This window comes from Variovorax sp. 10N432, from assembly GCF_056394465.1.
In genome coordinates this window covers 148,239-172,451 of sequence record NZ_JBFTHX010000015.1, presented here as the reverse complement: position 1 = coordinate 172,451, position 24,213 = coordinate 148,239, and the positions used below count along the sequence as shown (strand labels likewise).

The following is a 24,213-nucleotide window of genomic DNA, read 5'->3' as shown; positions in this document are numbered from 1 at the left end:
CATCCGCAGGACCTTGCCAATCATGGCCATGGTGATCAATCCTCATTCCCCCACCGCTTAAAAAAGCAGCAGGGTAGGCTGAACACCCGGGTCAAATTTGAACCGGCACAACCCTCACAGGTGGGTCAATTTTCGGCCGGCGCCAACAACTCATCACGGCCGCAGCGCGTTGACCAGCCAGTTCGCTGCCCTGCTGCTACGGCGGCCGCATGCTCAAACCTGATTCGCCTGCATGCCCCTCCTCCGGGCCGCGCAGGCAAATCGCTCGACGTCGCCTCAGACTTCCGTCACGAACTGGTCACGCGGCCGGCGCACCTTGGTGAGGTTGACCAGCCAGTCTTCGTCCGCTACGCGGTAGCCCACGGGCAGGATGGCGACGCTGCGCAGGCCGCGTGCGCGCAGCCCCAGGATGTCGTCGAGCGCCGCGGGGTCGAAGCCCTCCATGGGGGTGCTGTCCACTTCTTCGTGCGCCGCTGCAATCAGTGCCGCGGCCAGCCCGATGTAAGCCTGACGGGCCGCATGCGCGAAGTTGACCTCGCTGCCGCGCTGCGGGTAGCTGCCGAGCAGCATGGCACGGTAGTTTTCCCAACCTTCGTTCTTCGTGCCGCGCACGGTGTTGGTCAGGTCGAACATGTGGTTGATGCGCTCAGCGGTGTAGTCGTCCCAGGCAGCGAAGACGAGCAGGTGCGAGCAATCGATGACTTGGCCCTGGTTCCAAGCGATTGGCTTGATGCGTTCGCGAACCGCCGCGTCAGTAACCACGAAGATCTCGAACGGCTGAAGGCCGCTGGACGTCGGCGCCAGGCGGGCGGCCTCGAGGATGCGCTCAAGCTTTTCCTTTGGCACCTTGCGCGTTGCATCCATCTTCTTGGTCGCATAGCGCCACTGCAAGGTGGCGAGCAGTTTGGCTGCATTGGGTTCGTCGGTGGCGGGTTAGGTAGAAGAATTGGACATGAGTCGTTCGGTTTGATTGGAAGGTTGGGCACGCACAATGCGCCCGCTCCGGATTTTCAAAGTCTTTGCATGGGGCGATGGGCGCGCCGGAGCGTTGCTCTGTTTCCGCGGTGGAAACAATCGAGCGTCGAAACCCGCCTGCTGGAGCGCGAAGGGCAGGCGGTCACGAACTTCGAGCTTCGCCTGCCGGCACCCGGCGCGGGCCTCGCGCATCGGACGCTCAAAGACCTCAGAGCCCAAGGTGCGGGCCGATGCGGTTTTGCTCGCGTTCATTTGCTTTCCTCATGCTGAAGACGTGGCGATCCGCGCCAAGCGGGGAATAGCCAACAACCACCATGCGCCCGGCCAGCAAGCCGAAGCAGATGATGCGGACTACTGAAATGCGTAGGCCACCCGCCCCGTCTCGTCGATAGCAACCTCGCTCTCGACCGTGGCCGATTGTCCGAGCATCGACGCGATAGCGGCGACCAGGGACGCCTCCTTGCCCGGTCGGCTGGTCGTCTTTCGCAGGGCTGCTTCGATTCGCGCACGCTCGGCAGCGAACTCCCGCAATGTGGTCTGCAACGCCCTCAAGTCCAAATCCTGCTCCGATTGGTAGACACAACTCGGCCCAAATTCTGCCCTTCCATGGCGCGCGAACGTCTGGCAGATCGGCCGCGACATCCTGGAGGCAGGCGGGACTTTTCGCCGCGCAACCTCAAGTACATGCGCGCCTTTGCTGAGGCTTGGCCGAAGCCCGAATTTGTGCAGCATGCTGCTGCACGATTGCCGTGGTTTCATCTTTGCACCCTGATCGACAGGATCAAGGCGCGAGAGGAGCGGGATTGCCGGGCTGATCGCCTTCACCGGCAGGCGCGGGCTGTGCCGCCTGTTCGATCCCGGCGTGCTCGAACAGCTGCGGCTGATCGCGCTGGGGCGCGCCGCCGGCTTCTCACTCGACGAGATCGCGCGCATGTTCGCGCCCGAGGGGCAGCCGCGCATCGACCGCCAGATGCTCGCGGCCAAGGCGGACGAGCTCGACCGGACGATCCGCAAGCTGAGCGCCATGCGCGACGGGCTGCGGCACGCCGCCGCTGGGTTGCGAAGGTGCTGGGAAGCTAGTTCGGAGCGCGCGGCTCGCAGTCGAAGCGGCCGCATGATCGACAGGGTTCCGCGCTTCCGCTAGACTTTTGCGTAACCAACGAAACCAACATAACCCGATGCCCACTCTCTCCAAGCGTCCCAAGGCACCCGAGCAGGCCCCGCCGAAGGTCGGAGCGGCGGACACCTTGGTCATCGAGGCCGGCTCCCTCAGCGTGTGGCAGGGCACGAATACCTCAGCCGGACAGATAGGGCTCAAGAACAGCAGGCAGGACGTCGTCGAGGTCACCAAGAAGTCGCCTGGCGACCGTCGTCGCGCTGTCAGTGTCCTCAAGAAGAAAGTCGCCCAACGCGAAATCCTCGTCAAGCCGAGTGCGAAGCATGGGGGAGCAGCGCACATCGCCTTCGACATGGTCGCTCGGGTCATCGAGCTGACGGTCGATTCCATCAAGCAGGCCGAAAGCCAGCAACGCCCCATGAGCGAATCCGAGTTGCTTCGCGAAGTCTCGACGGCCCTGGCGGCGAGAGCGGAGGCCGAAAGCGTCGTCACGGATCCTGAAGAAGGCTGGGAGGCTCTGCTTCTGCGAGGCCTCCAGTACAAGCGCTCGGTGCTGGCCTCCGACCAGTTCAAGTCGACCGGGGAGGTCGCGCAGGTGTTCGGCCTCGGGGAGGCCGCCGTTCGGCGTCGAGTGCGCGACAACAAACTGCTGGCCCTTCAGCTTCAGCAGAACGACGACTATCGGATCCCTGTCTGGGCGCTGGGCATCGGTGCGGACGCGACGAAGGCGCTGCTGTCCGCGGTCGCCGATCCTTGGGACCTCTACCACTTCCTGGTGGCGCCCAACGGCGCCTTGAATGGCATGCGCCCTTTCGAGTTGCTGTTGCCGGCGGAATCGTTGACCACGCAGCAACAGGTGCGCAAAGCCGAGCTCGCCCAGTACCTTGGCGCTGCGGTGGACGGCCCCGCCGCGCTCGCGATGGTGCTCCGGACGCTCGAAGCGGAGTCTGCGGACGCGCCGCAGACCGCATGAGCACCGCCATACCGGCGACGCCTGCAGTCGCGCCGACGCCAACCTATTCGCCGCCCTCGCTGCCGTCTCCTTTTCAGGTGGACGTGGTCACGGTCACTCGTGCACGGCTGCACCGCGTCTACTGGAAAGGCAACAATCCGCTGGACCCCGCGGTCAAGGGCAACAACCGGTACGACTGCCCCGCCCATGTTCCGGCTGCCAACGAGTTCGGCGTTTTGTACCTGGGGTACGAGGCCGAAACCTGCTGGCTCGAGACGGTCGTCCGCGATGCCGTCGTCAGGCCGGCCGGGGCGCCTATTCCCATCAAGGCCAGCAAGATGACGGCGCGCTGGGCATGCGAGGTTCTTGTGCAGGGCACCTTGACGTTGGCGACGTTCCGCGACGAGTACCTGCTGGATCTGGGCGAGAGCGCGTCCAATATCATGGGCGACCAGTACCTCCGGACGAGGGAGTGGTCCAGGCTGCTGCACGAGCACCGGACGCCGCAGCTCGATGGGCTTCAGTACCGCTCGCGCTTCAAGTCGAACGAGCTGTGCATCGCGCTTTTCGGCCGCGGCGTCACGAACGGACTCTCGGTGGTGAACGCCAGGTCTATCGATCCGGCCTCATCCTCGGAAATCCAGGCAATCCTGAAGCGCTTCAACGTGGTGCCTGTCTAGCTGCGCTGCCTGGCGCAGTCGTCAGCGCCTTCTCAGCTCGGGCGCCCTCCTGAGCTTCTCCCGCGGTGTCGGCACTGCCGTCTTCCTTTGCTTGCCCTCTAGAGGCGGGAGCTCGCGGCCAAGGCGGACGAGCTCGACCGCGCGATCCGCAAGCTGAGCGCCATGCGCGACGGGCTGCGGCGAGGCGCGCGCCATTGGGAAAGGCCGCGAACAGCTTCTCGCCTCGCTTTTGCCCGCGCCCTCACAGGCGTTCCTTGACCCACTGGCCAGCACGACCCGCCGTACTTCAGTGGTGACTTCCCTGGTCGCGTGCGCGCCTGCGTGCACCGGCAGCCGGATGGCGAAAGCCGCTCGATCATCGTCGGTCTCGAACAGCGGGGGAGGCGAAGCGTTGCTCGCCATCTCCTTCAGGATCTTCGGAATGCCCGTAACTCGCCCCTCGGTCAGGTCCAGCTCCTTCAGGAATTCACCGATGGCCGCGATATCTATTAGCGTCGCAATGATGATGCATTTGGATGGTCAAGCATTTTGATTGAGCGTAAGAAGTGTTGTCTATGGCGGCTAGACTCGCCAAGCGAATATGACCTGCAGTCAATCAATTGCAATTTATTTCTTAAATACTATGAATTACAAAAGGATCTGTATCGCCGTGTATTTTCCTGGCGTCGTCGCCTCGGCGGCGGCTGCCGTGTCTTTGCCACCGCCCGGCTCGTATCAAATCGACAGCCGCGCGACTCAAACGGTCCGCTTCGGACCGACGACCATAGAAACTGAAATGGCGACCGATGGCGCCAATGGCGACGTGACCCAAACCTCCAGGTCGCCGTCGCAAGCGCCGGTGGTGTCGCGCGCCAAGGGCGCAGGTCCTGTCCGATGGTGCGTGTCGGCCAACCGCAGCGCCATACCCTCGGCCTGTCTGTCGGCAGGCGCGTGCAGCGGCGCGGCGCCGCAATGGCAACAGATCGATGCCAGAACCTGGCAAGTGAACTACACCCGCCAAGACCCGCATGCCGGGAGCGGGAATGCGCCCGCAGCGGTGGCGCAGGCCCGAAGCCTCGCAGGCAATCCCATGCTTGCCACGCTGCCTCCGGCCGAGCGGGCGGCGCTGGCGGCTTCTCTGGCAAGCCTGCCCGATGCCGCCGCAATGAACCGGCAGAACCTCGAAACGGCGGAAGCCATCGAACGCGACGCGGCTCGACTGCCCCCCGCCGAAGCGGCGATCCTGCGCGGCCAGGCCGCACGGTTGCGTGAAGGCACTGCAGGCGAGGGGATGGTCGCTTGGCAAGTCACCGAGCGCTGGACGCGCGTCAACGACCGGTGCTCGCCATGAGTCGGCAGGTGACCCTGCCCACCTCGCCCAGGCTGCGAGCGCTGCTGCTGGTGCTCGCACTGTCCGGAAGCATCCTGTGCCCTGGCCATGCCGCGGCTGTCGAAAGAGACCGGCCAGGCGCCAAGGACCACCCCCAGGTGAGCCGCTACGAAGGCTCCATCCTGCACAACCAGGGCGTGGTCGCATTCGAACAGGTGGTGCTACCGCTCGGCCCCTATGCGTCGACCCCTCAGGGGAAGCAGCCGTCGAAGTCCCGGAAGGTCGAAGGCATGGTGCTGAACTACGCCTACTGGGGGCCGAAGGATCGCTCCGAACTGGAAGTCTTCCGCAACTACCAGGCGGCCCTGGCGAAGGCCGGCTTCACGCTGCTGTATGTCTGCGACGAACCCGAGCGCTGCCGGGCCGAGGGGCTCGCCAGCTTCGCGGCCGACTGGACGAACCGGCCGGCCACGTTCGGCGGTGGTTCCGATCCGCTCAGCCGCATGGAGGAGAACGGCAACTACCCGCCGCGCTTCCTGGTGGCGCGACGCCAGGGCGACGGCGACCTCTACGTGTCGCTGACCGCCCTGCCGCCTTCGAGCACCGAGCGGGACCGGGGTGTTGGCGCACCCTATTTCCTGCAGGTGATCGAGACTCAGCCGATGCGCACGAACGCGGTGGCGGTGCTCGATGCGGCCGCCATGCAGAAGGGCATCACGGTGATTTCATCGCAGGATAGGATACGCCTCTCATGATTCGCCGAGAACGCCTGGCCGCCAAATTGGAGGGGGACTTCGTGGTGTTTCTCATCGGCATGCGCATCAACCAGCCCTTGAAAGTTCATAAGTGGCTGCCCGTCGCAGCCGCCATGCCCCGCATGATCAAGGAGCTGTATCGTCAGCCGGAACTCGGCTTCCTGCACGCTGAAGCATGGTTTTCGCGGACGACTATCGTGCTCCAGTACTGGCGCTCCATGGAGCAGCTATTGGCCTATGCGAAGGACAGGGAAGCCGAGCACCTCCCTGCGTGGAAGTCGTTCAACAAGGCGATCGGCACTGACGGCTCGGTGGGCATCTGGCACGAGACTTACGCGGCCTCGCCTGGCACCTACGAGAACATCTACGTCAATATGCCGTTGTTCGGGCTCGGTCGGGCTGGAACGACCCAGAGCGTTGCAGAAGCCAACCGTTCGGCGGCCGCACGACTGAGAGCAACGAAGAATCAGCCGTGACTGCACGCGACAGCAGTGTGACCGTCATACCATTTTGGAAGTGGAGTGCGAAAGCACCACTGTGCCCAACCTTGGCATGCAACGGATGACCCTCGGTGGCCTGCCAGCTTGACCAGGAGCAACGCGATGGAAAGAGCATTCGGTCTCTCCATCCCGCGCACGCTTGACGATGTCTGCAATCCCAGCGACATGGCGCTGCTCGTGTACGACATGCAGGTCGGCATCGTCAGCCAGGTGCCGGATGGCGCCGCTCTCACGGCGCGTGTGCATGACGTGTTGACCATCGCGCGCGAAGCCGGGATGCGCGTGTGCTTCACGCGGCACCTGTCCTTGCCGCGCGAGTTCATGGGTTCGTTCCAGTTTCGGATGGCGATGAGCTGGCAGCGTATCGACAGCCCCGACGACGTGCGGCCATGGTTCCTGCGCGACTCGCCAGGCTTCCAGCTCGTCCCTGAGCTGGCGCCGCTTCAAAGCGAGCCCATCTTCGACAAGATTGCGATGTCCGCGTTCGAAGGAACGCCGCTGTCCTTCGCGCTTCGTGACTGCGGCATCCGGGCGATCGCCATCGTCGGCCTGGCCATGGAAATCGGCTTCGAGCCTACCGCTCGACACGCTGCAGATCTCGGCTTCATTCCCGTCATCGTCTCCGATGCGTGCGGGCACGGGAACGAGGACGCCGCGCGTGGCTCTGTCAGGCTGTTGGAGTTCGCCGGGGACGCGAATGTCGAGCTTCATGTCGACGTAGCCGCTATGGCCTCTCATCGCACTCCGAGAGCGTTCGCAAGTCGCTCCAGTGTTGCGAGCTGCCAATTCCTCTCATCGACGAATGACTCGGGATCGCAGACTGCGCCATAGCCGCCGTCGCCGTAGACCGCAGCGTAAGCGGCGTAGTCTGCCGCCTGAACAGCACGGCCGCCCAGTGCATTCGCCACGGCATAGCTTGCTGATACAGCTGCGTGACCCACGCCGTCCAATGATCTAGAGCCTTGATGCCGATTGGCCAAGACCGCTGCCTCAGCCGCGGCCCGATCGAGCGCTCCTCGATCCGCCTCCCCCTTGACGTACGCCTCCAGGATGTCGAGGCAGCGCGCGACACCCTCGTCCTCGAGCAAGTGACGGACTCGTTGCACGCATTCACAGGCAAACGCCAACTTGAGCGCCTCATATTGCGCAGACGATTCACAGGCCTGCAGGGCTGCGGAAACTTCATTGGTCATGACTTGTATTCCCTTGTGAATCACTCGCCGGAACGGGCAGCAAAATGTGAGCTTGGCAACAACCTTTTGAGGACTCATGTCGATGATCTACGAACTACGCGTCTATACCGCAATGCCTGGCCGGCTACCCGACGTTCTTGCCAGATTTCGCGATCACACCGTGGGCATCTGGAACCGGCTGGGGATTCGTCAACTCGGATATTGGACGACTGCGGTTGGACCTGACAGCAACGTGCTGACCTACATGCTTGTCTGGGAGAGCCTGGCCGAGCGTGAGGCCAAGTGGGGCACGTTTGTCGTCGATCCCGAATGGGTCGAGGTCAGGAAGACGAGCGAGGCAGCCGGACCCATCGTTGCGAAGATGGACAACTCGTTCCTGGCGCCAACCTCTTTCTCGCCTGCGAAATAGGGGTCGCCGGTCCCAACGCATTGGCCGCGACCAGCCTGTAGCCCAAAGTGTTTCCTTTTCGTGCCAGTTGCCACAAAATGCGCGCACCAACCCTGAGGAGCCTGCATGAGCGTCATGGCGGCAATCGATACGGCGGTGCGGCTGCAGCTGGCGCGCGACAAGCCGGCCGTGGTGTGGAAATACAGCGACCTCATGAATGCGGCTGGCGGGCTCGCCTTCGACCAGGCGAGCATGGGCACCTTCCTGCAGGACGTGGCGGCGCGCCTCAAGGTCGACACCCCGTCGCTGAGCTATGACTGGAATCGCTCGAACACCGCCGAGTGCCTGCAGTCGAGCGTCTATGTGCTGATCGGCCGGATCGCTTCCGACATCGACCGCAGCGCGGGCAGCAAGAAGGACTGACATCATGGCGGACTTCCGACCCGTCGCGCTGCCGCTTTTCGACGCCGATGCACCCGCCTCCGAGGCTTTCGACAACCCGGGTCTCCGCAGGTTCGCCGGCGTCGTGTCCATCGCGCCGGATGGCTACAGGCTGCACCGGGCCGCGGATCTCATGGGCCTGGCCGGCAGGCCCGGGGGCTTGCCCCTCATGCGCGCCGGAGGCCTGCTGGCGCGAGAGCTGACGCCCGAGATGGCGGCGAACGCCGGCCTCGATCCCTTCGCCCCGGAGCTCCACGGCGTTGCCAACCTGTGCCGGAGCCTGCACGTGGACGCGCTGGTGACGCAGCAGGTGCAAGGCGCCGACGGCCAGGCGATCGTGATGGCATACGTCGACGCGAAGTACGACATGAGGCTGGTCGGGAGCAAGTACCGATGCGCCGTCGGTGGCGAGAGCTACGACGAGCGGGACTACAAGACCTACGGCGGGCAGTGCCCGTTCCACAAGGCACCGCTGCGCTGAACGCGCGGACGGCCACCTCATGTTTGGCCAGGTCCTCGACAAGCTCGACACCTATTTCGGGCGCGCCTTCCTGCTCGCGCGCTATGTGCCCTGGTTGCTCTTCGCGGCAGCGAACCTGGTGCTGGCCTGCCTCGAATTCCCGGCCGTGCGCGCCTTCGCAGCGCAGGCCTATGCGGCCCCGGCCGGACGCATCTTCGACCTGGTCATCGCGATGTTGGCGATCTGGGTGATCGCCTATGCGACCTCGCCGCTGGCGCAGTTCGTCACGCGCTTTCTCGAAGGCGCGACGATGTGGAAATGGGTCGCCCACCTCACGATCGTGACCCATGCCCTGCGGCGCGACGCGCTCGAGAACGCGTATCGGCGCGACTTCGCGCTGAGTGCCGCCGTGCCCAAGTCCGGCGCCGTGATCGAGGCCCTCCAGGACGATCGGGCCGTGGGCGCCCGCCATCGCAAGATCGGCAACCGGCGGGCGATCGACGCGGCAGAAAAGGACATCGCGCGGCTGCGAACCGAGCGCTGGTTCAACCGCGTGATCTCGCCCGAACGCTTCGACAGCGCGCGCCGCACCCTGTCGAGGGCCTTGCAGGAGAACTGCGCCGACGCGGGCCTTTTTCTCGAAGCCGCCGACAAGCAGCAGGCGTCGCGATTGCACGATCTGCACGAAGAGATGGTGCGCCGCCTGGCGCCCTATGCCCTCGACCGGGCCGAGCAGATCGAGGAACAGGCACTGGCCGAGCGCGAGCGCCTGTTCGGCGAAAGGGAGCTGGCGCCGACCCGCCTCGGCAACGACGCGGCGGCGCTGCGCAGCTACTGCCTGACGCGCTACGGCATCGAGTTCGACTTCTTCTGGCCGCGCTTCCTGCTCGTCGTGCAGAAGGACACGAAGCTCAGCGACTCGCTGGCGATGGCCAAGATCCAGCTCGACTTCTCGATCCTGACGCTCACGCTGACCGTGGCCACGGTCTTTGCGTGGTCGGTGTTTCTGTTGTTCGATGGGCGGTCGTTGTGGACGGCCCTGGCCGTGATCGGACTGGGTCCGGTCGTGGCCTACGGATGGCTCGGCATCGTGCATGCGAGCTATTCGGGCTTTGCCGAGACCGTGCGCAGCGCCATCGACCTGCACCGGTTCGAACTGCTTGCGGCGCTTCGGCATCCGCTGCCGGCGAGCACCGACGACGAGAAGGACGCGTGGGCGGCGGTCAGCCGGCTGTCGATTTTGAACAGCAAGACGAATGTCGTCTTCCAGCACCCGGCGCCATGATGATGAAAGGCGTTCGGCACGTCTCTGTCTTGCGATGGTTCTTCCTGGGGCTGCACGCGGTGCTCGTGATCGCCATCGTGGCGCTGATCTCGGGACGCCAGCCCCGGGCCGACGCGGCCGCCGCGACCAAGCCGGTGACCGCGCCGGCCAACACGCTGGCCGCACTGGTGAGCATGCCGGCGGCCCTCGCGAAGCAGCGCCAGATCGTCCGCGGCGCATCGGTCAGCGTCACGTTCAAGAAGACATCGACCCAGGTCGCGGGCAAGGTCGTCTCGCAGGAATGCGACGACACGCGCTGCGTGATGGTGATCGGGATGTCGGGCCTGCCGGCCCCGGTTCTGGCGGCGGATGCGTTGGAGGACGCGGAGGTGTTGCTTGAGGGGGCGGGGAAGGCGCCTTGAATGCTGAGGTGGAGGTGGGAAGCCGCCGGTCGGCTACTCCGAATGGCCGGGCGAGATCAAGACCCGCATCCGAGGCACTCCCTATCCACGCAAGTGCTGCGCGACGTACTCCTTCAGCACTCCGTCCATACGGGTCTGCCAGCCGCCGCCCGTCGCCCGGGAAAACTCGACCACCTCCTGGCTGTACCGGTCCTTAACGCTCTCAAACGGGTGCTTTTGCTAAGCAAGTGCCCAAATATGGATGTCATTCCTCCCTGTTGGCGTGCCGCAGTGTATTGTCGCTAAAATCGCCAAAATTTGGCTTACTGTGCCTCATAAGCACCAAAATATGGGTGAATATGGCTGACTCAAACATCCCTGCTCCCGTTGCGCGCGTGATACGTCGTCTCGGCGAGAACGTCTCGCTGGCACGGCGACGCCGTCGCATGACGCAGGAGGACCTGGCTCAGCGCATCGGCGCCTCGGTGAATACGGTTCGAAGGTTGGAGGCTGGCCATCCCGGCAGTGCACTGGTGCACCTGGCGCGAGCCATGCAGGTGTTCGGGGAGCTGGATCGCCTTGACCAGTTGCTCGACACCCAGCAAGACGCCGTGGGACTGGCGCTGCAGGACGAAAGCCTGCCGCAGCGCGTCTACGCCCGAAAGCGCGGCAAGAGCGCGAGCAGCAGCTTCTGACCATGGCAATCAAACGGCACATTCCGGCTCCCTCGCAGGTGGAGCTTGACGTTCATCTTGGCCAAGCCGGGGTGCACCTGGGCAAGCTCGTCTACGTCAAGGCTGGCGCGCGTGAGTTCTCACAGTTCGCATATGCCGAGTCCTGGCTGAAAGAGAAGGCGTGCTTCGACATCTCATCAGACCTGGACCGCACCCTGGGCTTTCAGGTGCACAAGCCCGCGAACAAGGACGAGTCGTGCTTCTTCTATGCACTCGCCGACACCGAACCAGACACCTGGGGGCGAAGGGTGATTGCGCGCGCACACGCCAAAGAGCGCAAGGCCAACCCTGCCCTGCCGGCTCTGACCGAGCTGGACTACCTGTGCAAAGTCGATGACTTCAGCCGGATCGGGGCCTTGCGCGTGCTGAACGGCAAGAAGCCGTACTTGCGCACTGTCGAAGAGGGCAAACGCGCAACCCCGCCCCTGCTCGAGTTGGCCAGGCTTTACGCGGCCTCGAGAGCATTCGAGTTGAGCCAGGAAACCCAGGAGGACCTGAAGTACCTGCAAGGCAAGGGCACGTCGCTGGGCGGCATGCGGCCGAAGTGCACGGTACTCGACGAGGACGGCTTCCTGGCACTGGGCAAGTTCCCCAGCGTGAAGGATGAGCGCAGCGTCACCCGCGGCGAGGTACTGGCATTGCACCTGGCTGAACTGGCGGGCATCCGGGTGGCCAGCTCGCGCATCGCGATGGTTGGAGAGACGCCTGTGGCCATCATCCGCCGGTTCGACCGGACAGAGGACAACGGGCGCATCCCCTACATGTCCGGCACCTCGATGCTGCAGGCCCTTCGCGGGGAAGAGCGCGCCTACACCGAAGTCGTCGACGTCATGCGATCCAAGAGCAGGGACTACCTGGCCGACGCGCGGGAGCTGTGGCGTCGCCTGGTGTTCAACCACCTCATCACGAACGTCGACGACCACCTGCACAACATCGGCTTCCTCTACGAGGGCGACAACAAGTGGAGCCTGTCGCCAGCCTTTGATCTGAACCCCTTCCCCGACAAGGACCGGGAGTCGAAGACCTGGCTGAGCGAAGACACAGGCCCCATCACCTCGGTTGAGCAGCTCATGGGCCAAGCCAGCCGCTTCGAGCTCGACGCGAAGCAGGCCGAAGAGGTTCTCGCCGAGGTTGCGAGCGCTGTGGATCAGTGGCGGGCCGTGGCTGTCTCCGCCGCTGTGGGCCTCGAGGCGAACGAGCTGGAAGACTTCGCCCCAGCGTTCGAGCGCTGAGTTCACTCCGAACTGGTCAACGGCAATTGACCGTCACGGCACCGATCGCATCAGCACGTCGAGCGGGTCGCTCGACAGCTGGGCGCCCCCAGCGATGCGGGCGCAGGGGTCGGCGGTCGACTGCAGCTTGCGCCACAAGTCGCCCGCCAGCAGCGACATCCCCCCGGTGGCCCAGGCCGCGGTCCCCACGAGCAGCGCGCCGCTGGGGTCCAGTTCGACAGTCGGGTTGCTGAGCGTTCCGGTGACTTTCGCGACGCCGCTCGTCAGGCCTATCAAGCTGAGCTGGAAGAGCTCGCGTCGCACCGCCCGGTACCCGAACAGGATCTCGCCCGTTTTCAGGTTCACCGCGCCACCGCCCAGGATGTCCAGGTGCTGCAGGCGCAGCGCGATACCGTCGCTGGAGGTGGCCACGCCGTCGGCGATGGCGAAGCGCGCGGCCGCACATTCGAGCTGGGTGTGCTGCGCCGCCCTGCGACCGGGCACCAGCGCGAGGAGCAGGTTGCCGGCGACCCTCTCGAAGCCATAGCCCGAGTGGATGGGCAATGTGCCCGCGCCGGCGGTGAGGAGGAACTCGCCGCGCCCGGCCGTGAGCATGTTGCGCACCGTGGTGCCGGCGCCGGCAAGCTGCGCATTGATCGACAGCCGGGGCGGCGCGGCGGCCCCGCTCGGCGGCCCCGCTCGGGCCGTATACAGCGCTTCCGTATCGACGTCCTTGAGCGACAGGCGCAGCGCCGCACCAGGCACCTCCCGGCGCAGATCGAGGCGCAGTTCCCCGTGCATCTCGCCCTCGGCCGCTGAGGTCGACAACTGGATCAGTCCGTTCGTGAGGGTGCCATCGACTTGCAGCTGCCCCAGGTCGTAGCGATGCAAGAGGAGGCGCTCGGCGCGCAGCTGCAACTGCGCGTCGCGCGACAGCAGGAACGGCAGGCGGATGGGCCGGTCGAGCACCGGCGTCTCGTTGGGCGTGCGCTGTGTCCATTGCGTGGCATCGATCAGCCTGGACGTGAGGTCCGCTGAAAGCCTTGGCCGGTCGCGCCACCGGATTTGCAGCCGCCCCGCCGCATCCGACTTGCCGGCCTCCGCGCTGAGACCGTCGACGGCCACCTCGCCGTCTCCCAGCGTGACCCGTCCCGAGGCGCTGACCGGGAGCGCCGGCAGGCCCGAAGCGCTGAAGCGCGTCGCCGTCTTCGCCAGGTCGTCGACCTCGATCCGGGCGGCGAGCCGCGTGCCCGTGGGCGCCGCAAGGTTGCCCACGTTGCCCTCCAGGCTGGCGCGCGCGCCGGGCAATGTCGCCTGCACCGTCAGCGGCACGTCGCGCAGCCCGATCAGGCGCTGCAGCGGCCCGCTGGTCGCGACCACGTGGAGCGTGTCGCCGTCCAGGGCGGTACGCAGGTTCGCTTCGATCTTCGGCCACGCGGTCTCGGGGCGCAGCAGCTCGGCCAGCGGGCCGGCGGCCACCGTCAGGTTCATCGGCGCGCCGAGCGCATGGCCCGCCGCGCTCGCGCGCACCGGGCCGCCCGGCTCGACCTCGATGCTGGCCTGCTGCACCTGTACCGGTGAGCGGTCGCGCCCCACCGCGAGGGTGAAGGGAGCGGTGCGAGCGGAGAGCTTGGCCTGCTTCATGAGTTCGCGCACGCTCGTGCCCTGCGAGCCGAACTGGACTTGCAGCCCCTGGATCGCGCCGCGCACCGTGTCCGGCCGATTCGGCGCGCGAAGCAGCGTCGCCACGTCGAGGCGGTCGGCCTTCGCGTCGGCATCGACGCGCCATGCCCGCCCGCTCGCATCGACCGTGACATGGCCCTGCAGCTGCGCGTTGGCGACCGTGGCGGATGTCAGGTCGATGGCGAGCTTGCCGCTGCGCAGATACGCGAGCGCGGCCAGCTTGCCGATCGGCACCGGTGCGCCGGCGATGCGGGCAACGTCGACATCCAGCCTGGCATCGAAGCTACGCAGCGGCGCCAGCGGCAGTGGTTCGTCGAATGCACTGCGCTTTCCTCGTTGCGCCGCGCTGCCGTCGAGCTTGGCGAAGTCGAGCACCGCGATGCTCACCTTGCCATCGATCTGCGGCAGGTCGTCGCGCCAGCGAAGCGTGCCTTCCCCCGTGACGTCCGTGCCGGCCAGCGTGGCGGCAAGCCCTTGGAGGTGAACCACGTCGTCGCGCCAGCGCACCCGGCTGCTCAGGTTCCTGGCCGGGACCGGCAGGCCGGTGATGCCTGCGATCCGCAGCGAGAGATCCGCTTCGACGCCGCGCGACCACGCCGGTGCACCGGCACCGGCGACATCCCGTGGCCGGGACTCGCGGGCGGCCGATTCGAATGCCTTGAGCTCGGGCTGATTCAAGTCCAGCTGGCCGAGGTTCAGCGCCCCGCTGAGCAGCGCGCGCGGCGCGCTGGCGTAGGCGAGATCTCCCGACACCGCGGTGGCGAGCACCCGGCCACGGATGTCCTTGGCCGAATAGCCTTCCTTGGAATTCGTCACGCGAGCCGCCAGATCCACCGGCAGGGGGGGGCCCGGGCGCAGGCCCGCCAGCAGCCGCAGCGGCGCCAGCGCGTCGCCCCGGGCGGTCAGTGCCAGGTCGAAGTCCACGGCTTCGGCCGCAGGCGTGATGCGTCCATCGGCGCTGAGCGTGAAGCCCGCGAGCTCGGCGCGCAGCGCCAGGGGCGCACCGCCATCGGTCTTTTGCAGCGCGGGCCAAGGCGCGCCGCTGGCTTCGAGCGAGAACGCCGCATCGCCGAGCTTGCCCGCGAGCGTCAGCCGCGAGTCCACGCTCGCACCGAACACCGCCTTGCCCGACCCGATCTCGAGGCGCGAAGGCAGCATCGGCAGCCCGTCGAGCGACAGGCTCAGGCCGTCGACCTGCAGGCTGCCTTGTGCGTAGCGAGCCTGCGCCGACAAGCGATAGGGGCCCCATCCCGGCAATGCACGCCCCAGGACGCCGGACCACGCGGCCAGTTGCTCGCCCGTCGCCTCGATGCCAAGTTGAACGCCCTCGAACGACGCGATCGATGCCAATCGCACGTCGAGCGCTAGGGTCGCCCCCTTCGGTCGCAGGCCGACCGACAGGCGCCAGGGCGCGCCGTCGATGGCAGCCTGCAGCGAGGCGTCGGCCTCCACCGTGAGTTGCATCGGCGTGTCTCGATAGTCGGCAAGCGCTTGAATACGGAACGGCAGGCCGTCGCTGATCGTGGCCTCGGCGGTATCGAGACGGACCTGCTCCACGGTACCGCCGCCCGGCCGCCAGCCGATGCCGACGTCGGTCAGCGACACCGTGCCGAAGTCCGGCAATACCGCGCGCTGGGTGCTCTGACGGGGCGTGCCGAAGGGCCAATTGCCCTCGCCCTCCGCGTTGCGCTCGAGCAGCAGGTCCACGCCCTTCAGGCGCATGCCGCGCATTTCGACCCGACCCTTCCAGAGGGCGACGAGATCGAGGCGCGCCTCGCCGCTCGCAGCGGTCACGAAGTCCGGCCGCGATGCCCATGGCGGGTTGGCGATGCGCAGGTCGCGCACCGACAAGGTCGGTCGCAAGGCAATGTCGAACGACACAGCGCCTATCGACACCGGCCGGTCCAGGGCGGATGAAAGCTGTCGCTCCAAGGCACGTTGGTAGACCTCGGCGTCGAGTGTCTTCAGGAAGAGCGTCAGCCCGAGGGCCGCGGCAAGCAGCAGCCCGACCGCCCACAGCAGCACCCTGGTTGTGCGTCGACGCCATGGCGGCGCGGGTGTGGTCATGGTGGGGCGATGCGGGGGATGGATGACGAACGAAGTGCCGCCATCGTAGCGAAAGGCGTGCGGGCGCTGCCGCCAGTCGCTGGCGCCCTGATGTGACAGACTCGCGCTTCATCAAGTTGTCGCGTCATGAGGGACTCATGGAGATTCGCCGGTTCAGGCTGGGTGATGAAGCTGCGTTGTTTCGCGTGTATTTCACGGCCATCCACGAGATTGCATCCAGTGACTATTCACCCGAGCAACTCGACGCATGGGCGCCATCGGACCTCGACCCGGCGCTGTGGGCAAGCCGGGTCCAGGGAATCCGACCCTTCGTCGCCTGGCTTGGCGACGAGATCGTCGGCTACGCGGACGTCCAGCTCAACGGGTACATCGACCACTTCTTCGTGTCCGGCGCGCATCCGCGGCAAGGCATCGGGACCCGGCTGATGGCCCGTATCCATGAAGAGGCCGAGCTTCTCGGCCTTACCGAGCTGACGTCGGATGTGAGCCTGACCGCAGAGCCGTTCTTTGCGCTCCACGGATTCAAGGTGGTCGAACGGCGATTTCCAGTGCGTCGGGGCGTGACCCTCCAGAATGCCTTGATGCGCAAAGCGCTCGATTGATGCCGGCAGGCTCACTCCCATCCGCTCGCCACCATCCGCAGCCTGGCCTTGACCGAGCCGTTCTGGGCGACTGTGCCCGGCGCGGGTTGATGCAGGTCGATCAGAACAGGCATCGGCTTGGCGATCGCTTCCGGGCTGAACTCCTGCGACCACGATCGCTTGTCGGGGGGCAGCTTGTCTTCCAGCCAGTCGTAGCTGACCATCCAGTGGCCTTCCGGAGGAGCTGCCGCGTTGCCCTGGCTGAGAAGGAGCTTCTTGTAGTCGGCGGGGTCGTAGAGCGTGACCACCAATGAGTCCCTGAACAGCTGGACGCCCTCGTAGTGGCCATCGGGCCAGAAGGCCTTGTCGACCTCGTAGTCCGGCGCGCGAATGCCGAGGGTCACCGAGTAGGAGATGCCCGGCCGGTCGCTGTTGACCTTGGCGGACTTGATGAGGAAGACCGTCGACAAGTGGACGGATTCCACCTGCCCTGCCTTGAGCTTCTTCAGATCCTGGTACGTGCGGCAAGCGGGTGAGTCGTCTTCCGATTTGCGCCGGCTCAAGGCCCAGGTCTTGCCGCGCGTACCGACCGTCAGCTCGATCTGGTAGACGGCGTCGACCCGGCGCCCCGCGTCTTCTTGCTGCTGCACGATCGCCGGCAGCGTCGCATTCTCGATGTCGAGCCAGAGGTCGATGCGGAAGTTGCCGAACAGGAAGCGCACCAGATTCTGATAGGCCTCCTCGGAGTTGACGATGCCGAAGCTGCCTGAGTGCGAGCGATAGGCGTAGGCCGTCGCGGTCGGCTTGGCGATGAGCGGCGCGTCTTCGCCGTCGCCGACCTTCTCCTGGTACCACAGCGTGGCGTTGTCGATGCGGACCAGGCCGTCGCTGCCGCGCCCGACGAAGTTCCGCGAGAGCCCCGCGGCGACCTCGTAGTCGAGGCGGTTGGTCCCGACCATGCAGAACCAGTGCGACGGCGGCGGCGAGATGTCTTCCGGAAGGTAGTTGATGTTGCCGCCGATGAGCTGCTTGTCGAGGTAGGCGCGCATGACGTCCCGATTGAATGTCGATGCATCCTTGAGAAAGCCGGGAAGCACCCGCGGCACGTTGAAGCCCCCCAGCTCGATGCCGTTGTGCGGGGTGGCGTACGTGAAGACCTTCGCGACCGTGTCGCGGACCGGGGCGACCTTGACCTCGCCGTCGCTCACCAGGATCTTCGAGACGTCGTTGGCCTTGTTCTGCAGCAGGGCCCGGACGATCAGGCCGCCCATCGAATGCGCGACGAGGTAGCACCGGAAGTCGGCATCGGTGTAGGTGGAGCCATCCTTGTGCGATTCGTGGTTTCGCACGAGGAGGCGAACCGTCGCGATGAGCTTTGCCAGTTCCTTCGCGTAGTCGGAGATGGAGGAGCTTTTTCCGCTGCCGACCAGGTTCGACCCGGCGTCGTAGAACCGGTGGATGATGATCGAGTTCATCGGGATGCCCTTGTCGACCCGGGCCTGGCCCATCGGTCCGTTGCTCCAGGTCGGGTCGAGGATCTGGATGCCGTCGGTGTACATCACCTCGTACTTGTGGTCCAGCGACAGCCGCACGATGGGCGACTCGAAGAAGTAGGACTGGGGCCGGTTCTTGTCGGCGGTCGCGCGGGCGACGGTCGATCCGACGTTGAAGCCGCAGTACGGGTCGGCAGCGGTCTCGTCGCGCTCGCTGGCGCTGAAGGCGAAGCCCCGCACGTAGATGATCGGGTACCGCTTCGCCGTCGACAACGCTTCGACGGCGGCTTCCGCTGTGGCCATGGCATCTCCTCCGGATTCAATGATCCAGGGGGACTATGTTCGACCGAGCGCGGTTGCTCAACTGGCCGAAGGAGCTATCCGGGGCCATCATCCTCAAGGGTGATGATGTCACCCTCCCTGTGCGGTCGCGCCGATGGCGCTGTCGAGGCAGTCAGCCGACCGGAACACGGTTGACCAGTTCGGCCCCCGACTCGAAGGCACTGATGCTCTCGATGGTGGTCTGCATGATCTGCCCGATCGCCTCGTGGGTGAAAAAGGCCTGGTGGCCCGTCACGATCACGTTGTGGAACGACACCAGCCGCTGGATGACGTCGTCCTCGATGATGGTCGACGACAGGTCCTGGAAGAACAGGTTGGACTCCTGTTCGTAGACGTCGATGGCCAGTCCGCCGAGTTGCCCGGTCTTCAGCGCGGCGATCGCCGCCTCGGTGTCCACCAGGGCGCCGCGACTGGTGTTGATGAGGATGGCGCCGCGCTTGGCGCGTGCCAGTGACTCGGCATTCACGATGTGCCGTGTCTGGTCGGTCAGGGGGCAATGCAACGAGATGACGTCGCAGTCGTGAACCAGGTCCGCGCTGCTCGCATAGTTCCCGCCCATGGCCTCGAAGTCAGGGTTTCGGTACTGGTCATAGCCCAGCACCGTGCACCCGAAGCCCAGCATGATGCGCGCAAAGATGGTGCCGATCTTGCCGGTGCCGATCACGCCCACCGTCTTGCCGTGCAGGTCGAAGCCCATCAGGCCGTCGAGTTCGAAGTTGCCGTCGCGCGTGCGCGCGCTGGCCCGCGCGATCTTGCGGTTCACCGCCAGCAGCAGGCCGACGGCAAACTCGGCCACCGAATACGGCGAGTAGCTGGTGACGCGCACGACCTCGATGCCCAGCCCTGCGGCAGCCGCAGCGTCGATCTGGTTGTAGCCGGTGGAACGGGTGGCAACCAGCCGCGTTCCCTGCGCGGCCAGCAGGGTCAGCACTTCGGCATCGACGTTGTCGTTCACGAACACGCAGACAGCCTCGCAGCCGGCGGCCAGCGACGCCGTGCTGGCCGTCAACCGGTCTTGCAGGAAGATCAGTTCGTGCCCGGCCCGGGCGTTCGCCGCGGTCAGCAAGGCCTTGTCGTAGCTTCTCGTGCTGAACACGGCTGTCTTCATGAAAACTCCTCGCGCGGGGCGGTCACGCCATAGCATTGGGCAATTGGCCGAGTTCTGTCAACTTGGCTGCAATTGCCATCATCAATCGATGTAGCGCCTCTCCCACCAGCTGAAGAGCACGTCGCGCAACTGCGCCGCGCGGTCGGCGCCGTAGAACTGGTGCAGTCCGAACGACGCGAGGGACTCGCACTCGGCCTCGCTGAGCTGCACGTCGTGCTCGCGCTGCACGATCGGCACGTTGACGAACTGCGGCACGTAGGCCGCGTCGCGCCGCAGTGCACGGTCGGCCTTGATGCGGGGCTGCGCGAACTGCGCCGGCGTGCGATTGGATTCGTAAGCCGCGAGCGGCGGCACGCTGGCGAGGTCGCGCTCCGAGGCGCTGAAGACCTCGACCCTCAGGGGCTTGAGCGAGAAGTTGCTGGTGCGCATGACGTCGGCGCCGCACACATTGGGCACCGCCAGCACGTCCATCAACGCCAGGAACTCCACGTGGTCGCCGGCTTTCGACGTCTGGCGCTCGATGCGGCCGCGCTCGCCGGCGATCTGCGTCACCATGAAGAGGTTGAAGGAGTCATGGACGTCGTCCGGCGTGAGCCCGTATTCGCGCTGCGCCTCGGACTGGATGTCGTGGCAGTTGGTGTGCCGGCGAAAGCCGTAGACCGACTCGTACAGGTTGGCGCTGCAGCGCGGGAACATCACGTCGTTGGCGCGCACCGTGTCGGCCAGGATGTACATCATGGCGCGCTCTCGCGGCGGCGCCGACCACAGGAAGTCGCCCGGCCCGGGGTTGAAGCCATGCAGCGTGCGCGTGCGGCCCACGTGCATGAACTCCCGGTAGTCGTGAAGGTTGAAGCAGTTGAAGTCGGCGCACTGGCCGCCTTCGACCTGCGAGATGCGGACCACCTGGCCCTGCAGCACTTCCAGAGCCTTGCCGGTGCCCGGCGCGATCACGAGGCTGGCGAGGCATTCGCGCCGGTCCGAGAGCTTCGACAGGTCGGGGCCGGCCGCGGACGGCGGCCTGGCCGAGGGCACGCCATCCTTCCACTCGTGCAACGCGCGCCGGGCGAGCGCCTGCAGATCGGCTGCATCGCCACGGGCGATGCAGCGCTCGAGGAGTTCCAGTTGCTGCTGGTTCAGGGAAAGGCGCAGGGTCTGGGCGCTCATGTCGATTCCTTCTGTGTACCTGATGGATGACCGCAGGTATGCAAGATATCTGCCAATCGCCGCGGGCAGCACTGGTGCGGAGTTGGTGCATGGCCATCGTCCGGAGGGCCATTCGGGTGCGTCGGGGCGGCGCTTTGCGCGCTCGCGGCCGGTCGCGGTGCATCCGGCGGCGCAGCGGCTGGCGAAGTGGCTGGCCCGTTTTTCGCATACAGCGGGTCATCCTTCAGAAATACCTGCGCTGTACACCATGAGTCTCCCGACCGAACCAGGCAAGTCCGAAGCCGCCTACCTCGCGCTCAAGCATGCCGTCATCGAGCAGGCCCTGACCCCGGGCACCAAGCTGCCCGAGGACCAGCTCGCCACCCATCTGCATGTCAGCCGCACCCTGGTGCGCGAGGCGCTGGCCCGGCTGGCCGCCGAAGGCCTTGTGGAGGCCGGCCGCAAGCGGACCGCGACGGTCGCCCAGCCGTCGCGCGCCGAGGCGCAGAGCGTGTTCGAGGCGCGCGCCTGCCTGGAGCGCGAGGTGGTGCGCCGTGTCATCGCGCACTGGACCCCTGCCATGGGCGCCGCGCTGGAAGGGCATGTGCGCAGCGAGGAAGAGGCCGCGCGCGCCCAGCCGCCGGCCGTCTGCGCGCGGCTGGCCGGCGAGTTCCACATCAGGCTGGCGCAGATGGCGGGCAACCCGGTGATCGAGCGCTACGTGTCGGAGCTGGTGTCGCGCTGCTCGCTGATCCTGGCCATCTATGGCCATCCGCATTCCTCGCAGTGCGGCATCGACGAGCACAAGACGCTGATCGAGGCCTTTCGGCGTGGCGACGAGAAGACAGCCGTGCGCCTGATGGATTCGCATCTGTGCAGCGTGCAGGAACGCGCCCTGGCGCCCGAGAAGAAGCCGTTGGCACAAGACCTCGGCAGCATCCTCGGCCGCTATGCGGCGGGACGCCCGGCGGCTGCGAAGCGGCCCAGGGCGGCCTGAGATCCCCACCCATTCCCCTGTCCTCCACTCCACCCGCCCCCCACCTGACGAAGGAACTCACCATGTCGAACACTTCCTGGAACCGCCGCCGCTTTCTCGGCACCACCCTCGGCTCGGCCGTCGGCAGCACGCTGGCCGGCAGCGCCGTGGCGCCGGCCCTGTTCGGTGCGGCCGCAGCGCAGGCCCAGGCCAAGGGCGTCACGGTCGGCCTGATCTATGTCGGCCCGCGCGGAGACTACGGCTGGAACCAGGCCCATGCCGTGGCCGCCCAGGCGCTGAAGTCCGTGCCCGGCGTCAAGGTGGTCGAGGAAGAGAACGTGCCCGAGACCGTGGCCGTGCGCAAGACCATCGAGGGCATGATCCAGAGCGACGGCGCCTCGCTGGTCTTCGGCACCTCCTTCGGCTATTTCGATCCCTTCATGGTCGAGATGGCGAAGAAGTATCCGAAGGTCGAGTTCCGGCATCCCACCTCGCTGTGGTCGCCCGACAAGCATCCGATGAACCTGGGCGGGTACTTCTGCTACCTCGACCAGGCGCACTACGTGAACGGCATCGCGGCCGGCCTGTCGACCCGGACGAACAAGATCGGCTATGTCGCCGCCAAGCCGATCGCCATCGTGCTGCGCAACATCAACAGCTTCGCGATGGGCGTGCGCAAGGTCAACCCGAACGCGGTGGTGCAGCTGGTGTTCACCGGCGAGTGGTCGATGCCGGTGCGCGAGGGCGAGGCCACCAACGCCCTGATCGCCGCCGGCAACGATGTGATCGCCTGCCATGTCGACAGCCCCAAGGTGGTGATCGAGACGGCCGAGAAGGCCGGCGCGAAGACGCTCGGCCACAACGCCTCGCAGGCGCAACTGGCGCCCAAGGGCTTCATCACCGGCGCCGAGAACAAGTGGGAGACGGTCTACAAGTCATTCGCCGCCGACGTCGGTGCGGGCAAGAAGCTGCCCAACCAGTTCTTCGGCGGCTATGACAAGGACATGGTGCAGAGCACCCCCTTCGGCGCCGGCGCCAGCGAGCAGGCGCGCAACGCCGCCGCCGCGGCCATCGCCGAGTTGAAGGCCGGCAAGCCGATCTGGACCGGCCCGGTGAAGAGCAACAGCGGCAAGGTGGTGCTGGACAAGGGCTACGGCAACTACGATCCGGTGCTCGAAAAGATGGACTACCTGGTCGAGGGCGTGGCCGGCACGCTGGGCTGACGCAGCCGCTGCGCCGGCCCCCGGCCCGATGGGACCAAGGTCCAATACCACTCGGCCGCCAGCGGGCGCATCGTGTGCGGCTACAGCGAAGGACTCCGCCCCATGGTGAAATCCGCAGCCGAACTGGTGGTGTATGTGGTCGACGATGACGCATCGGTCCGGAGCGGGCTGGCCCGCCTGATGCGTTCGGCCGGCCATCGTGCGGTCACCTTCGACTGCGGCGAGGCCTTCCTGGCGCAGGCGGCCCAGGGCGCTGTCGGCTGCGTGGTGCTGGACATCTCGATGCCCGGCCTCAACGGCCTGCAGGTCCAGGAGCGGCTCACGCAGGCCGCGGTCGGCATCCCGGTGATCGCGCTGTCGGCGCGCGACGACGACGAGACGCGCCGCCTGGCGCGGGCACTGGGCACCCGGTTCTTTCTTCGCAAGCCGGTCGACGACCAGGCCCTGCTGGACGCCATCGACTGGGTCACCGGAAGCGGCGGCGCCGCGCCTTCGGTGGCCCCCCCGCGCTGACGATCAGCCTGCCTCCGCGCCGCCGCCGCGCTGCTGTGCGGTCGCCGCGCGGGCGACGATGTCGGCGCCGCACAGGCTCACCAGTTCGGCCACCGAGCGCACGCCCATCTTTTCCATGACCCGCGCCCGGTGCACCTTGACGGTCTTCTCGGAGATCTCCATGTCGCCGGCGATCTGCTTGTTGAGGCGCCCGCAGAGCACGCCGTCCATTACCTGGCGCTCGCGCGGCGAGAGGCTGTCGAGATGGGACTGCACGCTGCTGCGCCGCGCCGCGCGCTCACCCTGCGCGGCATGGCGCTCGAGGCCGCGGCGCAAGGCGTCGAGCAGCAGTTCGTCGTCGACCGGCTTGAGCAGGAAGTCGACCGCGCCCTTCTTCATCGATGCGGCGCAGGTCGGGACGTCGCCCTGGCCCGTCAGGAAGACGACCGGCAGGTTCCAGTCCCGGGCGCACACCATGTCCAGCAGCTCGGTGCCGGTGGTGCCGGGCATGTGGACATCGAGCAGCAGGCAGCAGCTGCCGTCCAGGGGCAGTCGTTCGAGGAAGGCTTCGGCCGACGCGAAGGTCTCGGCCTTCCAGCCGACCGAGCGGATCAGCCGCTCCATGCTGGTGCGGACCGAGGGGTCGTCGTCGACGACGAAAACGGCAGGTCGGTCAGAGGTCATGCGGCGGGTGCTTTGCAAGTGACGACGACGGAATGGTACGT

The 24,213-nt window shown here is 66.3% G+C and carries 26 protein-coding genes and 4 pseudogenes; 20 read left to right on the top strand and 10 right to left on the bottom strand.

The window, feature by feature from the left end; genetic code table 11:
• Positions 1-276 precede the first annotated feature (276 nt).
• The 3 genes from AC1DF3_RS19225 to AC1DF3_RS19215 form a co-directional block, all read right to left on the bottom strand.
• Entirely contained in the window at positions 277-891 is a 615-nt protein-coding gene (locus AC1DF3_RS19225; protein ID WP_478140491.1) for an NAD(P)H-dependent oxidoreductase, read from the bottom strand.
• Positions 892-933: 42 nt separating this feature from the next.
• On the bottom strand, positions 934-1,227 hold the full coding sequence (locus AC1DF3_RS19220) for a hypothetical protein (RefSeq protein ID WP_478140490.1): 294 nt from the start codon (positions 1,225-1,227) through the stop codon (positions 934-936).
• Positions 1,228-1,326: 99 nt separating this feature from the next.
• Positions 1,327-1,527, bottom strand: a complete 201-nt coding sequence (locus AC1DF3_RS19215) for a hypothetical protein (RefSeq protein ID WP_478140489.1) — start codon at positions 1,525-1,527, stop codon at positions 1,327-1,329.
• 102 nt (positions 1,528-1,629) lie between these two features.
• Here AC1DF3_RS19215 and AC1DF3_RS19210 point away from each other — a divergent pair.
• From AC1DF3_RS19210 to AC1DF3_RS19170, 9 genes and pseudogenes are all read left to right on the top strand, one after another.
• Positions 1,630-1,756 (top strand): annotated as a pseudogene (locus AC1DF3_RS19210) (DUF1016 N-terminal domain-containing protein); the annotation flags it as partial.
• 27 nt (positions 1,757-1,783) lie between these two features.
• Positions 1,784-2,119: pseudogene (locus AC1DF3_RS19205) on the top strand (MerR family DNA-binding protein); the annotation flags it as partial.
• 34 nt (positions 2,120-2,153) lie between these two features.
• Complete coding sequence (locus tag AC1DF3_RS19200; protein WP_478140488.1) at positions 2,154-3,065, top strand: hypothetical protein; 912 nt, start codon at positions 2,154-2,156, stop codon at positions 3,063-3,065.
• Positions 3,062-3,724 carry an RES family NAD+ phosphorylase gene (locus AC1DF3_RS19195; protein ID WP_478140487.1) on the top strand — a complete coding sequence of 221 codons (663 nt, stop codon included), beginning with the start codon at positions 3,062-3,064 and terminating at the stop codon, positions 3,722-3,724. Before AC1DF3_RS19200 ends, AC1DF3_RS19195 begins: the two co-directional genes overlap by 4 nt.
• A 102-nt stretch (positions 3,725-3,826) precedes the next feature.
• A pseudogene (locus tag AC1DF3_RS19190) lies at positions 3,827-3,982 on the top strand (MerR family transcriptional regulator); the annotation flags it as partial.
• Positions 3,983-4,304: 322 nt separating this feature from the next.
• Positions 4,305-5,054, top strand: a complete 750-nt coding sequence (locus tag AC1DF3_RS19185; RefSeq protein ID WP_478140486.1) for a hypothetical protein — start codon at positions 4,305-4,307, stop codon at positions 5,052-5,054.
• A gap of 8 nt (positions 5,055-5,062) precedes the next feature.
• On the top strand, positions 5,063-5,788 hold the full coding sequence (locus AC1DF3_RS19180; RefSeq protein WP_478140485.1) for a hypothetical protein: 726 nt from the start codon (positions 5,063-5,065) through the stop codon (positions 5,786-5,788).
• Positions 5,785-6,264 carry a DUF4188 domain-containing protein gene (locus AC1DF3_RS19175; RefSeq protein WP_478140484.1) on the top strand — a complete coding sequence of 160 codons (480 nt, stop codon included), beginning with the start codon at positions 5,785-5,787 and terminating at the stop codon, positions 6,262-6,264. The genes AC1DF3_RS19180 and AC1DF3_RS19175 overlap by 4 nt, the downstream gene beginning before the upstream one ends.
• 126 nt (positions 6,265-6,390) lie before the next feature.
• Positions 6,391-7,119, top strand: a complete 729-nt coding sequence (locus AC1DF3_RS19170) for a cysteine hydrolase family protein (RefSeq protein ID WP_478140483.1) — start codon at positions 6,391-6,393, stop codon at positions 7,117-7,119.
• Here AC1DF3_RS19170 and AC1DF3_RS19165 read toward each other — a convergent pair.
• Positions 7,023-7,481, bottom strand: a complete 459-nt coding sequence (locus AC1DF3_RS19165; protein ID WP_478140482.1) for a putative immunity protein — start codon at positions 7,479-7,481, stop codon at positions 7,023-7,025. The genes AC1DF3_RS19170 and AC1DF3_RS19165 overlap by 97 nt on opposite strands.
• Before the next feature lie 82 nt (positions 7,482-7,563).
• On the opposite strand from AC1DF3_RS19165, the gene AC1DF3_RS19160 reads away from it, so the two are divergent.
• The 5 genes from AC1DF3_RS19160 to AC1DF3_RS19140 all read left to right on the top strand — a co-directional run bounded on the left by AC1DF3_RS19160 (position 7,564) and on the right by AC1DF3_RS19140 (position 10,456).
• Complete coding sequence (locus AC1DF3_RS19160; protein WP_286534908.1) at positions 7,564-7,890, top strand: NIPSNAP family protein; 327 nt, start codon at positions 7,564-7,566, stop codon at positions 7,888-7,890.
• Positions 7,891-8,004: 114 nt separating this feature from the next.
• Complete coding sequence (locus AC1DF3_RS19155; protein WP_478140481.1) at positions 8,005-8,292, top strand: hypothetical protein; 288 nt, start codon at positions 8,005-8,007, stop codon at positions 8,290-8,292.
• 4 nt (positions 8,293-8,296) lie between these two features.
• A complete protein-coding gene (locus AC1DF3_RS19150) occupies positions 8,297-8,791 on the top strand; it encodes a hypothetical protein (RefSeq protein ID WP_478140480.1) in 495 nt (164 codons plus the stop codon).
• A 19-nt stretch (positions 8,792-8,810) separates the two neighbouring features.
• A complete protein-coding gene (locus tag AC1DF3_RS19145; protein ID WP_478140479.1) occupies positions 8,811-10,055 on the top strand; it encodes a hypothetical protein in 1,245 nt (414 codons plus the stop codon).
• A complete protein-coding gene (locus AC1DF3_RS19140; protein WP_478140478.1) occupies positions 10,052-10,456 on the top strand; it encodes a hypothetical protein in 405 nt (134 codons plus the stop codon). The genes AC1DF3_RS19145 and AC1DF3_RS19140 overlap by 4 nt, the downstream gene beginning before the upstream one ends.
• Before the next feature lie 81 nt (positions 10,457-10,537).
• On the opposite strand, the pseudogene AC1DF3_RS19135 reads toward AC1DF3_RS19140, so the two are convergent.
• Positions 10,538-10,645: pseudogene (locus AC1DF3_RS19135) on the bottom strand (BrnA antitoxin family protein); the annotation flags it as partial.
• Between the two features lie 149 nt (positions 10,646-10,794).
• On the opposite strand from AC1DF3_RS19135, the gene AC1DF3_RS19130 reads away from it, so the two are divergent.
• Entirely contained in the window at positions 10,795-11,130 is a 336-nt protein-coding gene (locus AC1DF3_RS19130; RefSeq protein WP_286534909.1) for a helix-turn-helix domain-containing protein, read from the top strand.
• 2 nt (positions 11,131-11,132) lie between these two features.
• Complete coding sequence (locus tag AC1DF3_RS19125) at positions 11,133-12,401, top strand: type II toxin-antitoxin system HipA family toxin (protein ID WP_478140477.1); 1,269 nt, start codon at positions 11,133-11,135, stop codon at positions 12,399-12,401.
• A gap of 33 nt (positions 12,402-12,434) precedes the next feature.
• On the opposite strand, the gene AC1DF3_RS19120 is transcribed toward AC1DF3_RS19125, so the two are convergent.
• Positions 12,435-16,130, bottom strand: coding sequence for an AsmA family protein (locus AC1DF3_RS19120; protein ID WP_478140476.1), 3,696 nt, complete (start codon positions 16,128-16,130; stop codon positions 12,435-12,437).
• A gap of 137 nt (positions 16,131-16,267) precedes the next feature.
• Between AC1DF3_RS19120 and AC1DF3_RS19115 the strand changes: the two genes are divergently transcribed.
• Positions 16,268-16,732, top strand: a complete 465-nt coding sequence (locus AC1DF3_RS19115) for a GNAT family N-acetyltransferase (RefSeq protein WP_286534593.1) — start codon at positions 16,268-16,270, stop codon at positions 16,730-16,732.
• An 11-nt stretch (positions 16,733-16,743) separates the two neighbouring features.
• Here the strand turns inward: AC1DF3_RS19115 and AC1DF3_RS19110 are convergent, their stop codons facing one another.
• The 3 genes from AC1DF3_RS19110 to AC1DF3_RS19100 form a co-directional block, all read right to left on the bottom strand.
• Positions 16,744-18,507 carry an esterase/lipase family protein gene (locus AC1DF3_RS19110; protein ID WP_286534595.1) on the bottom strand — a complete coding sequence of 588 codons (1,764 nt, stop codon included), beginning with the start codon at positions 18,505-18,507 and terminating at the stop codon, positions 16,744-16,746.
• A 151-nt stretch (positions 18,508-18,658) separates the two neighbouring features.
• The gene (locus tag AC1DF3_RS19105) at positions 18,659-19,654 is read right to left on the bottom strand and encodes a 2-hydroxyacid dehydrogenase (protein ID WP_478140475.1); all 996 of its coding nucleotides are present in this window, start codon (positions 19,652-19,654) and stop codon (positions 18,659-18,661) included.
• An 81-nt stretch (positions 19,655-19,735) separates the two neighbouring features.
• Positions 19,736-20,818 (bottom strand): DUF1989 domain-containing protein, encoded by a 1,083-nt coding sequence (locus AC1DF3_RS19100; protein WP_478140474.1) that lies wholly within the window; start codon positions 20,816-20,818, stop codon positions 19,736-19,738.
• Between the two features lie 247 nt (positions 20,819-21,065).
• Here AC1DF3_RS19100 and AC1DF3_RS19095 point away from each other — a divergent pair, with 247 nt between their 5' ends.
• The 3 genes from AC1DF3_RS19095 (at position 21,066) to AC1DF3_RS19085 (ending at position 23,509) form a co-directional block, all read left to right on the top strand.
• Positions 21,066-21,794: a GntR family transcriptional regulator gene (locus tag AC1DF3_RS19095; protein WP_286534605.1), complete on the top strand. Its 729-nt coding sequence runs from the start codon at positions 21,066-21,068 to the stop codon at positions 21,792-21,794.
• 62 nt (positions 21,795-21,856) lie between these two features.
• Positions 21,857-22,996, top strand: a complete 1,140-nt coding sequence (locus AC1DF3_RS19090) for a BMP family ABC transporter substrate-binding protein (RefSeq protein ID WP_286534607.1) — start codon at positions 21,857-21,859, stop codon at positions 22,994-22,996.
• A gap of 102 nt (positions 22,997-23,098) precedes the next feature.
• The gene (locus tag AC1DF3_RS19085; protein WP_286534608.1) at positions 23,099-23,509 is read left to right on the top strand and encodes a response regulator transcription factor; all 411 of its coding nucleotides are present in this window, start codon (positions 23,099-23,101) and stop codon (positions 23,507-23,509) included.
• A 3-nt stretch (positions 23,510-23,512) separates the two neighbouring features.
• Here the strand turns inward: AC1DF3_RS19085 and AC1DF3_RS19080 are convergent, their stop codons facing one another.
• Positions 23,513-24,172 (bottom strand): response regulator transcription factor, encoded by a 660-nt coding sequence (locus tag AC1DF3_RS19080; RefSeq protein WP_286534611.1) that lies wholly within the window; start codon positions 24,170-24,172, stop codon positions 23,513-23,515.
• Between the last annotated feature and the right edge of the window lie 41 nt (positions 24,173-24,213).

What these genes read in the sequence shown, in the direction of transcription:
- AC1DF3_RS19085 (WP_286534608.1), top strand. Translation starts at nt 23,099, where the DNA reads ATGGTGAAATCCGCAGCCGAACTGGTGGTGTATGTGGTCGACGATGAC.
- AC1DF3_RS19080 (WP_286534611.1), bottom strand. Translation starts at nt 24,172, where the DNA reads ATGACCTCTGACCGACCTGCCGTTTTCGTCGTCGACGACGACCCCTCG.
- AC1DF3_RS19090 (WP_286534607.1), top strand. Translation starts at nt 21,857, where the DNA reads ATGTCGAACACTTCCTGGAACCGCCGCCGCTTTCTCGGCACCACCCTC.
- AC1DF3_RS19160 (WP_286534908.1), top strand. Translation starts at nt 7,564, where the DNA reads ATGATCTACGAACTACGCGTCTATACCGCAATGCCTGGCCGGCTACCC.
- AC1DF3_RS19165 (WP_478140482.1), bottom strand. Translation starts at nt 7,481, where the DNA reads ATGACCAATGAAGTTTCCGCAGCCCTGCAGGCCTGTGAATCGTCTGCG.
- AC1DF3_RS19100 (WP_478140474.1), bottom strand. Translation starts at nt 20,818, where the DNA reads ATGAGCGCCCAGACCCTGCGCCTTTCCCTGAACCAGCAGCAACTGGAA.
- AC1DF3_RS19120 (WP_478140476.1), bottom strand. Translation starts at nt 16,130, where the DNA reads ATGACCACACCCGCGCCGCCATGGCGTCGACGCACAACCAGGGTGCTG.
- AC1DF3_RS19145 (WP_478140479.1), top strand. Translation starts at nt 8,811, where the DNA reads ATGTTTGGCCAGGTCCTCGACAAGCTCGACACCTATTTCGGGCGCGCC.
- AC1DF3_RS19200 (WP_478140488.1), top strand. Translation starts at nt 2,154, where the DNA reads ATGCCCACTCTCTCCAAGCGTCCCAAGGCACCCGAGCAGGCCCCGCCG.
- AC1DF3_RS19115 (WP_286534593.1), top strand. Translation starts at nt 16,268, where the DNA reads ATGGAGATTCGCCGGTTCAGGCTGGGTGATGAAGCTGCGTTGTTTCGC.
- AC1DF3_RS19185 (WP_478140486.1), top strand. Translation starts at nt 4,305, where the DNA reads ATGACCTGCAGTCAATCAATTGCAATTTATTTCTTAAATACTATGAAT.
- AC1DF3_RS19155 (WP_478140481.1), top strand. Translation starts at nt 8,005, where the DNA reads ATGGCGGCAATCGATACGGCGGTGCGGCTGCAGCTGGCGCGCGACAAG.
- AC1DF3_RS19130 (WP_286534909.1), top strand. Translation starts at nt 10,795, where the DNA reads ATGGCTGACTCAAACATCCCTGCTCCCGTTGCGCGCGTGATACGTCGT.
- AC1DF3_RS19110 (WP_286534595.1), bottom strand. Translation starts at nt 18,507, where the DNA reads ATGGCCACAGCGGAAGCCGCCGTCGAAGCGTTGTCGACGGCGAAGCGG.
- AC1DF3_RS19125 (WP_478140477.1), top strand. Translation starts at nt 11,133, where the DNA reads ATGGCAATCAAACGGCACATTCCGGCTCCCTCGCAGGTGGAGCTTGAC.
- AC1DF3_RS19220 (WP_478140490.1), bottom strand. Translation starts at nt 1,227, where the DNA reads ATGAACGCGAGCAAAACCGCATCGGCCCGCACCTTGGGCTCTGAGGTC.
- AC1DF3_RS19095 (WP_286534605.1), top strand. Translation starts at nt 21,066, where the DNA reads ATGAGTCTCCCGACCGAACCAGGCAAGTCCGAAGCCGCCTACCTCGCG.
- AC1DF3_RS19195 (WP_478140487.1), top strand. Translation starts at nt 3,062, where the DNA reads ATGAGCACCGCCATACCGGCGACGCCTGCAGTCGCGCCGACGCCAACC.
- AC1DF3_RS19150 (WP_478140480.1), top strand. Translation starts at nt 8,297, where the DNA reads ATGGCGGACTTCCGACCCGTCGCGCTGCCGCTTTTCGACGCCGATGCA.
- AC1DF3_RS19175 (WP_478140484.1), top strand. Translation starts at nt 5,785, where the DNA reads ATGATTCGCCGAGAACGCCTGGCCGCCAAATTGGAGGGGGACTTCGTG.
- AC1DF3_RS19105 (WP_478140475.1), bottom strand. Translation starts at nt 19,654, where the DNA reads ATGAAGACAGCCGTGTTCAGCACGAGAAGCTACGACAAGGCCTTGCTG.
- AC1DF3_RS19170 (WP_478140483.1), top strand. Translation starts at nt 6,391, where the DNA reads ATGGAAAGAGCATTCGGTCTCTCCATCCCGCGCACGCTTGACGATGTC.
- AC1DF3_RS19140 (WP_478140478.1), top strand. Translation starts at nt 10,052, where the DNA reads ATGATGATGAAAGGCGTTCGGCACGTCTCTGTCTTGCGATGGTTCTTC.